The organism is Pseudomonas peli, from assembly GCF_050563605.1.
GTDB classification, from domain to species: Bacteria; Pseudomonadota; Gammaproteobacteria; order Pseudomonadales; family Pseudomonadaceae; genus Aquipseudomonas; species Aquipseudomonas peli_A.
Genome location: NZ_JBNXUH010000035.1, coordinates 1 through 8571, shown reverse-complemented (window position 1 = coordinate 8571; position 8571 = coordinate 1). Strand labels below are relative to the sequence as shown.

Sequence of the window (8571 nt, the reverse complement as noted above, 5' to 3'; positions counted from 1 at the left end):
CGGAGATGTGTATAAGAGACAGGCGCTGCACTGCTGCACTAGGACCTTGCGGCAGGTGTCGTTGTCGTCCACCACCAGCAGGCGCGCGCCTTGCAGCGAGGCGTCGAGGTCGGCGGTTGGCTGTTCCAGGCGGGTGGCGTCCAGCGGCAGKGCMTGCCCCAGGCGCTGCACTGCTGCACTAGGACCTTGCGGCAGGTGTCGTTGTCGTCCACCACCAGCAGGCGCGCGCCTTGCAGCGAGGCGTCGAGGTCGGCGGTTGGCTGTTCCAGGCGGGTGGCGTCCAGCGGCAGGGTCAGCCACAGGGTCGAGCCCTGGCTGCCGCCGCTCTGGATGCCGAACTCGCCTTCCATCAGGCGTACCAGCTGGCGGGCGATGATCAGGCCGAGGCGGCCGCCGAGTTTGGTGGCGGCGAGGAAGTCTTTGCTGTGCAATTCGGCATTCAGCAGCGCATCGCGCTCGCTGGCGTCCAGCGGTTTGCCGCTGTCCTGCACGGCAATGCGCAGGCGTGGTTGCTCGGTGTTGGTGTCGAGTGCGACTACCAGGAGGATTTCGCCTTCGTCGGTCTGTTTGAAGGCGTTGTCCAGCAGGCTCAGCAGGGTCTGGCGCAGGCGCGTGGGGTCGCCGCTGATTACCCGTGGCACTTGCGGCTGCATAAAACTGATCAGCTCGACCTTCTGCTGCTCGGCCTTGGCGCGGAAGATATCCAGGCAGTCTTCGATCAGTGCGTTGAGGTCGAACTGCACGTCATCCAGCTCGATTTGCCCGGATTCGAGCTTGGAAATATCGAGGATTTCGTTGATCAGGGTGAGCAGTTCGTTGCCCGAGCTGTGGATGGTTTGTACGTAGTCGCGCTGCTTGGCCGACAGCGGAGTGCCGAGTAGCAGCTCGGTCATACCCAGCACGCCATTCATCGGGGTGCGAATTTCATGGCTGATTTTGGCGAGAAATTCCGCCTTGGCCTTGAGTTCGGCGGAGCTAGCGGCGAGGGCGCGGCTGGTACTGAACTGATCCTGCATGATGCGTCGCTGTCGCTCACTCAGTGCCATGCTGAGGATAAAACCGCTGACAACGGTGACTGCGAGCAGGCCGTAAGCCATCCACTCGCTCTGCACCGCCCAGTAGCCGAACAGGATCGGCAGAGCGCCGATAAAGGCCGCGCAGAACAGCAACACCGCCAGGCTGAACAGCCGTGCCGGTTTGTAGCCATGGCGCCAGTGCGTCAATGCAACCATGAGGATGCTCAGGCCGGCGACGGCGTTGAGCAGGTAGACCAGTTGATTGAACTGCAGATTGGTCGCCACCAGCAGAGCCACACAGACCAGGCTGATCACCACCACTTCGCCGGTGAGCAGGTGGTTCAGCGGCGTACTCGGGCAGACCTTGTGGAAAAAGCTGGCGGTAAAGCACAGGGCGCAGAGTGCGGCCAGCAGCATCGACAGGTTGGCGATTTGCGGCTGCAGACTTTGCCATTCACTAAGCCAGGGCGTGCTGATGCCGAGCAGGCTGACCACCGCCACCAGCTGGAAGACCTGGGTGGCCGCCAGCCACAGGCCGCTCAGGGCGCGGGTGTAGGCAAAGCGCACAAGGTTGTAGGCCACCAGCATGCCGAGGCAGCCGAGCAGCAGGCCGAACAGCAGGGGACGGTTGTCATCGGCGACCATGGCCTGCGCGCTTTGCAGGCTGATGCTGGGGCGCAGTGAATGCTCCGAGGCTAGGCGCAGGTAAATATCCAGCGGCTGTTCGGCTTTAGGCAGTGGCAGAAGGAAATCGCGGCTGGCCAGGGGGCGGCTGGAAAACGGCAGGTTGCTGCCGGTGTGTGCCTGCTCGATCAGCGTATCGCCTTGCAGCACGTACAGGTCGAGGTAGGCCAGGTAGGGGGCGAACACTCGCAGCATCTGTGCATCGGTGTTGGCCGGCATGCGGTGATGCAGCCACAGCGCGCTGTTGCCGCCGGGGGTGTAAAGCTGGGTGAGATCGGTGGGGCGGAACTGTGCTTGGCGCTCGGGGCTGCTTACATCATTGAATTGCAGCTCGGCGGTCGGGTCGGTGAGGCTTGACCAGGATGCCTGAGCCCCTGCCTGAGCTGACGCTACGGTGAGCGCCATCAGCAGCGTGCTGAGTAGCAGGTAGGTGGCAATCCTCAGCCGGCGCACAGTGAAGTCCCTTCAGAAATAAGTGGTCGGATTATAGCCAAGCTGTTCGCGAGGGAAATATGACAAAGGTGGCCAATTGGCCACCTTTGTCGTGTTTTACCCTTTATTTACCTTCACTTATCCCCGCGTTCGCGGGCAATTGCGCGGTAACCGATATCGTTGCGGTAAAAGCTACCGTTCCAGCGGATTTTCTCTGCCAGGCGATAAGCCTGCTGCTGAGCTTCTTCAACCGTACGACCGATGGCGGTGGCGCAGAGTACGCGGCCACCTGCGGTGACGATCTGGCCGTCCTTCAGAGCGGTGCCAGCATGGAAGACTTTACCTTCCAGTTGCGCTGCAGCATCCAGACCTTCGATCACATCGCCCTTGGCGTAATCGGCTGGATAACCACCGGCGGCGATCACTACACCCACGGTCGGACGCGGGTCCCAGGTGGCTTCGACCTTGTCCAGCGCCTTGGCCAGTGCAGCTTCGACCAGCAGCACCAGGGAAGATTCCAGGCGGCACATGATCGGCTGGGTTTCCGGGTCGCCGAAACGGCAGTTGAACTCGATAACCTTCGGCTTGCCGGCCTTGTCGATCATCAGTCCGGCGTAGAGGAAGCCGGTGTAGACGTTGCCTTCGCTGGCCATGCCGCGCACGGTCGGGTAGATCACTTCGTCCATCACCCGCTGGTGCACCTCGGCGGTGACCACTGGGGCTGGCGAATAAGCGCCCATGCCGCCGGTGTTCGGGCCGGTATCGGCGTCGCCGACGCGCTTGTGGTCCTGGCTGGTGGCCATCGGCAGCACGTTGGCGCCGTCGACCATAACGATAAAGGAAGCCTCTTCTCCATCCAGAAACTCTTCAATGACCACCCGCGAACCGGCTTCGCCAAAGGCATTGCCGGCGAGCATATCGCGCACGGCGTCTTCGGCTTCAGCCAGGGTCATAGCAACGATCACGCCTTTACCGGCGGCCAGGCCGTCGGCCTTGATCACGATCGGTGCGCCGACCTTTTGCAGGTAGGCCAGGGCCGGCTCGACTTCGGTGAAGTTCTGGTAATCGGCGGTAGGGATCGCGTGGCGGGCGAGGAAGTCCTTGGTAAAGGCCTTGGAGCCTTCCAGCTGCGCAGCGGCGGCGGTAGGGCCGAAGATATCCAGCTTGCGCGAACGGAACAGATCAACCACGCCCTTCACCAGAGGCGCTTCCGGGCCGACGATGGTCAGCTGCACGTTCTGCTCAGCGAAGTCAGCAAGCTGCTCGATGGCTAGCACGTCGATGTTGACGTTCTCGCACTTGGGCTCAACGGCGGTGCCAGCGTTGCCGGGAGCTACGAAGACTTTAGTGACGCGGGTGTCTTGCGCCACTTTCCAGGCCAGGGCGTGTTCACGACCGCCGCTGCCGATGATCAATACGTTCATGGGGTATCTCCTGACCGTAGCCCGGATGCAATCCGGGGCTTTTGAGTGGGGTGTTCCCGGATTTCATCCGGGCTACAAAAAACTTGGCGACTCGGTGCTAGGTCGCAATGAAGCCGGTAGATGCAAGGCGCCCTGGGTTTCGACAAGCGGAGTTGCCTAGTGGCAATGAGCATTGGCGGAACCCGGGGCAACACAGCAGATGCCGGTTTCAGTGCGGCCGAAATCAATGCCTAAAATGGCGCATTCCGGTGAACACCATGGCGATATTGGCTTCGTCGGCGGCGGCAATCACTTCCGCATCGCGCATCGAGCCACCCGGCTGGATCACCGCGGTTATGCCATTGGCAGCAGCGTTGTCCAAGCCGTCGCGGAACGGGAAGAAGGCGTCGGAGGCCATTACCGAACCAGCAACCTGCAGGCCAGCGTGCTCAGCCTTGATCGCGGCGATACGCGCGGAGTTGACGCGGCTCATCTGGCCGGCGCCGACACCGATGGTCTGGCGGCCCTTCGCGTAGACAATGGCGTTGGATTTGACGAACTTGGCCACTTTCCAGGCGAAGATCAGGTCATGCACTTCCTGCTCGCTCGGCGCGCGCTGGGTGACGATCTTCAGGTCTTCTGCCTTGATCATGCCGATATCGCGGCTCTGTACCAGTAGGCCGCCATTGACGCGTTTGAAGTCCCAGCCGGCGCTGCGCTCGGCCGGCCATTCGCCGCACTCAAGCAGGCGCACATTGGCTTTGGCGGCTACTACGGCGCGGGCTTCTGCGCTGATTTTCGGCGCGATGATCACTTCGACAAACTGACGCTCGACGATCGCTTGAGCGGTGGCGCCGTCCAGTTCGCGGTTGAAGGCGATAATGCCGCCAAACGCGGACTCGGTGTCGGTGGCGTAGGCCAGCTCATAGGCCTGGCGGATGCCGCCTTCGCTGTCCAAAGCCACGGCCACGCCGCACGGGTTGGCGTGCTTGACGATCACGCAGGCCGGCTTGACGAAGCTCTTCACGCATTCCAGTGCGGCGTCGGTGTCGGCGACGTTGTTGTACGACAGCTCTTTGCCTTGCAGCTGGATGGCGCTGGCGACGCTGGCCTCGCCTTTCTGCGCTTCCACGTAGAACGCCGCGCTCTGGTGCGGGTTCTCGCCGTAGCGCATTTCCTGGGCCTTGATGAACTGGCTGTTGAAGGTGCGCGGGAAGGCGCCGCGCTCTTCGGTGGACAGGGTGTCGCGGCTCTGGTCGATGGTGCCCAGGTAGTTGGCGATCATGCCGTCGTAGGCCGCGGTGTGCTCGAAGGCTTTCAGGGCCAGGTCGAAGCGCTGGGCGTAGCTCAGGCCGCCGGCTTTCAGCGACTCGACGATGCCGGCGTAGTCGCTGGCGTTGACCACGATGGCCACGTCTTTGTGGTTCTTCGCTGCAGAGCGAACCATGGTCGGGCCGCCGATATCGATGTTCTCGATGGCGTCGGCCAGGTCACAACCCGGCTTGGCTACGGTGGCGGCGAAGGGATAGAGGTTGACCGCGACCAGGTCGATTGGCTTGATGCCGTGCTCGTCCATTACCGCGCCGTCGATGGCGCGACGGCCGAGTATGCCGCCGTGGATCTTCGGGTGCAGGGTCTTGACGCGACCGTCCATCATTTCCGGGAAACCGGTGTAGTCGGCCACTTCCACAGCAGCGATGCCGTTGTCCTTGAGCAGCTTGTAAGTGCCGCCGGTGGAGAGGATTTCCACATTCAGGGCGACGAGCTCGCGGGCAAACTCGAGGATGCCGGTCTTGTCGGAAACACTGATCAAGGCGCGGCGAACGGGGAGGCGGGTGGTCTGGTCGGTCATTTCAGAATCCATCAGAGCAGAAGTATTGGCAAAGGCGTTATCAGCAAAAAAGGCGGCTCATGTGGGCCGCCCTTTTCGGGAGTTCGGGGTTACAGCAGGTCGTATTGCTTTAGCTTCTTGCGCAGGGTGCCGCGATTCAGGCCGAGCAGCTCGGAGGCCTTGGTCTGGTTGCCCTTGACGTAGTTCATCACGGTTTCCAGCAGTGGCGCTTCCACTTCGGTGAGCACCAGGTTGTACACGTCACTGACGTCTGCGCCCTCAAGATGGGCGAAATAATTGTGCAGAGCCTTCTCAACGCTGCCGCGCAGGGTTTGCCCCTCTTCGCTTGGCGTATTGAGATGCTGCTTCAAGCTGCTGTTGTCACTCACGGGAGCCATTCCACTTCCTAAAGTCTCAGTCAACATCGTCATGCGGCCACCCCTTCTCCATTGTTATTACGCTCGCTGAAGAACTCGCGAACGTTGGTGCACTGCGCGTCCGTACTGTCCAGACGATTGAATTGGGCGCGGAACTCCCTGGCGCCCGGCAAGGTTGCGAGATACCAACTGACATGCTTGCGGGCAATGCGAACGCCCATTACATCGCCGTAGAAGGCGTGCAGTGCAGCCAGATGTTCAAGCAGAATGCGTTCCACTTCGAGCAGGCTGGGTGCCGGGAGCTGTTCACCGGTACGCAGGTAGTGCTCGATCTCACGGAATATCCACGGCCGGCCCTGAGCCGCGCGACCGATCAACAGGCCATCAGCGCCGGTGGCGGCCAGTACGGCTTTGGCCTTCTGCGGCGAATCGATATCGCCATTGGCCAGCACCGGAATCGACACCGCCTGCTTGATCGCGGCAATGGTGTCGTACTCGGCTTCGCCCATATACAGGTCGGCGCGGGTGCGGCCATGCACGGCCAGCGCGACAATGCCGGCGTCTTCGGCGATCTGCGCCACGGCAATGCCGTTCTTGTTCTCACGGTCCCAGCCGGTGCGAATCTTCAGGGTCACCGGCACATCTACGGCGGCGACCACGGCCTGAAGAATCTCGCGAACTAAAACTTCGTCTTTCAATAGGGCGGAGCCGGCGGCCTTGTTGCAGACCTTCTTGGCCGGGCAGCCCATATTGATGTCGATGATCTGCGCGCCCATTTCCACGTTGCGCCGCGCCGCCTCGGCGAGCATCTCGGGATCACCACCGGCGATCTGTACCGAGCGTGGCTCGGGATCACCGCTGTGCATCATGCGCAGGCTCGACTTGCGGGTGTTCCACAGGCGCACATCGCTGGTGACCATTTCCGACACCACCAGACCCGCACCCATACGCTTGCACAGCTGTCGAAACGGCTGGTCAGTGACCCCCGCCATAGGGGCGAGAATCAGCGAATTTGGCAATGTATAGGGGCCGATGCGTAGCGCCGACATAGGGCTTCCCTGCTCAAGAGACCTGCTGTTGAACAAATAGGAGAGTGCGAAAAAGGGTGGGCATGATACCCGCTCTGGATGACCGGAGAAAGGCTGTTTTGAACAAATTCTGAACAGCTCTGGGCTTATCGCGAAGGGTTTGGTTGCGGCGGATTCTCAAGCAATCCGCTGCGTGCAGCCTATTCCGGCGAGTGGAAGCTCAGGCTGTAATTCACCGCCTGGGTGCCCGGGTCGAGGATGTCCAGGGATATGTGAATAGGCGTCTGCGGCGGCATTTCCGCGTTGCCGGCCAGCTCGCCAGCGAGGTATTCGCTGGGCTTGAAGCGGCGGCTGGCGAGCAGTTGGCCGTTGATGTCGGCAAAGCGCATTTCCAGCAGCGGGAAGGGTTGCGAAAACGCCGCGCGGTTGTAGAGGATGGCGTCGACCACCAGGGCGCCGCTGAATTCCGGGTGGCTGCGCACCACCAGATTGCTGCTCTTGACCTGGGTGATGTCGACCTTGGACGGCAGCTGGCAACCGACTGCCGGACACAGCTGCTCGAACCAGGGGCGGTACTGATCCTGGCGCGCTAGTTCATTGAAGTGGTACGCCACGTACTGCCCGGCCAGCGCGGCAGCGCCGAGAAAATTCAGCAGACTCCAGCCGATCCAGCGACCCCAGGGCTTCTTCGGTTGTTGCCAGTCCAGTTGCAGTGGCTCGTCATCCAGCTCGAACAGGTGTTCGTCACGCAGTTCGGGCTCGCTGCGCGCGGCTTTTTTTGGCGCCGCTACGGCGGGCTCTTCATCGACCGGGCTGTCTGCCAGCGCGCCAAAGGGCTCGCGCTCGGCATGCAGCTCAATGTGCTCGATTTCCGGCTCAGGGTGGCGGCGGTCAAGGGCGTTGAGGTCGAGCGCTGGTTCGTCATCGGGCTCGTTGACTGGCTCGGGCGCTACGGGGGCAGGTGGAAGCTGCGGAGTAGGCCGCACAGGGGGCGTCAGCGGCTGAGGTTTGACGCTTAGGCTGGCCGCTGGCTTGCTCAGTTCATCCTGCAGCAGGGCTTCGGCCCAGCGCTCGTCGTGCGGGTCGTGCTCAATCGGCTCGGGCGCCAGAAAGTTTTCGGCGTACTTCGGCGCGCTATCAATCGCCAGAAACTGCTTGGACAACTGCTGTTCCTGGGCTTCGAGCTTGGCCAGCTCCTCATCCAGATCGAGGCTGTCGAGGTCCAGGTCGTCATGAATCCACAGCGTATCGCCGGTTTTACTGCTGGCAGGCGCAGCCGGTATTGCGGGCGCGGCGCTGGGCATAGCTGGGCGTGGCGCGGGCGGTACGGGTGGTTTGCTCGGCTGTGGGGCCGGTGTTGGCGCAGCTGCTGGCGTCGCCGGGTCGGGCAGTTGCTGGCCCTGCTCACGCAGCTGTTGCGCGGCATTGAACACATGCAGGCAGGCTCCGCAGCGCACGGCACCATGGGCGGCACCCAGCTGCGTGAGGTTCACGCGAAAGCTGGTGCGGCAATGGGGGCACTGGGTGACGAAGCTCTGGGTCATGCGGCGATCCGGCTAAACGAGGCGGCTAGTCTAACGCAAGTGCTTGGCAATGCAGCAGCTGTGCGCACTGGGGCGGTTAGCGGCGTACGCCGCTGATGCGCACCCAGCCGTCTTTATCGGCGGNGCGGGNGCGGGGGKAAAAGGGGCGGTGTAGGGGGSGCGCCCCCCYTCCNGCCYGCNCCGGCMAGGRAGGCCCCMCARCGCCCGGCGCCCCCCCCGCCTKRCCCGGCCCGTCTCTTATAAACAACTGACGCTG

General features: G+C 62.4%; 5 protein-coding genes and 2 pseudogenes. All 7 read right to left on the bottom strand.

The features are described from left to right. Nucleotides 1-156 (bottom strand): annotated as a pseudogene (locus ACQ4LH_RS20935) (hypothetical protein); the annotation flags it as partial. 122 nt (nucleotides 157-278) lie between these two features. Then, nucleotides 279-2153 (bottom strand): annotated as a pseudogene (locus tag ACQ4LH_RS20930) (7TM-DISM domain-containing protein); the annotation flags it as partial. A 113-nt stretch (nucleotides 2154-2266) separates the two neighbouring features. Beyond that, nucleotides 2267-3556 carry a phosphoribosylamine--glycine ligase gene (gene purD, locus ACQ4LH_RS20925; RefSeq protein WP_430698955.1) on the bottom strand — a complete coding sequence of 430 codons (1290 nt, stop codon included), beginning with the start codon at nucleotides 3554-3556 and terminating at the stop codon, nucleotides 2267-2269. A gap of 223 nt (nucleotides 3557-3779) precedes the next feature. Next, complete coding sequence (gene purH, locus ACQ4LH_RS20920) at nucleotides 3780-5387, bottom strand: bifunctional phosphoribosylaminoimidazolecarboxamide formyltransferase/IMP cyclohydrolase (protein WP_430698954.1); 1608 nt, start codon at nucleotides 5385-5387, stop codon at nucleotides 3780-3782. Between the two features lie 89 nt (nucleotides 5388-5476). Continuing rightward, nucleotides 5477-5797, bottom strand: coding sequence for a DNA-binding transcriptional regulator Fis (gene fis, locus ACQ4LH_RS20915; protein ID WP_090249568.1), 321 nt, complete (start codon nucleotides 5795-5797; stop codon nucleotides 5477-5479). Then, on the bottom strand, nucleotides 5794-6792 hold the full coding sequence (dusB, locus tag ACQ4LH_RS20910; protein WP_430698953.1) for a tRNA dihydrouridine synthase DusB: 999 nt from the start codon (nucleotides 6790-6792) through the stop codon (nucleotides 5794-5796). The genes fis and dusB overlap by 4 nt, the downstream gene beginning before the upstream one ends. Nucleotides 6793-6971: 179 nt before the next feature. Further along, nucleotides 6972-8315, bottom strand: coding sequence for a DUF3426 domain-containing protein (locus ACQ4LH_RS20905; protein ID WP_430698952.1), 1344 nt, complete (start codon nucleotides 8313-8315; stop codon nucleotides 6972-6974). Nucleotides 8316-8571: the final 256 nt, after the last annotated feature.

Bases quoted from the DNA above. Each gene is read 5' to 3' on its own strand.
- purD (WP_430698955.1), bottom strand. From the start codon at position 3,556: ATGAACGTATTGATCATCGGCAGCGGCGGTCGTGAACACGCCCTGGCC.
- purH (WP_430698954.1), bottom strand. From the start codon at position 5,387: ATGACCGACCAGACCACCCGCCTCCCCGTTCGCCGCGCCTTGATCAGT.
- fis (WP_090249568.1), bottom strand. From the start codon at position 5,797: ATGACGATGTTGACTGAGACTTTAGGAAGTGGAATGGCTCCCGTGAGT.
- dusB (WP_430698953.1), bottom strand. From the start codon at position 6,792: ATGTCGGCGCTACGCATCGGCCCCTATACATTGCCAAATTCGCTGATT.
- ACQ4LH_RS20905 (WP_430698952.1), bottom strand. From the start codon at position 8,315: ATGACCCAGAGCTTCGTCACCCAGTGCCCCCATTGCCGCACCAGCTTT.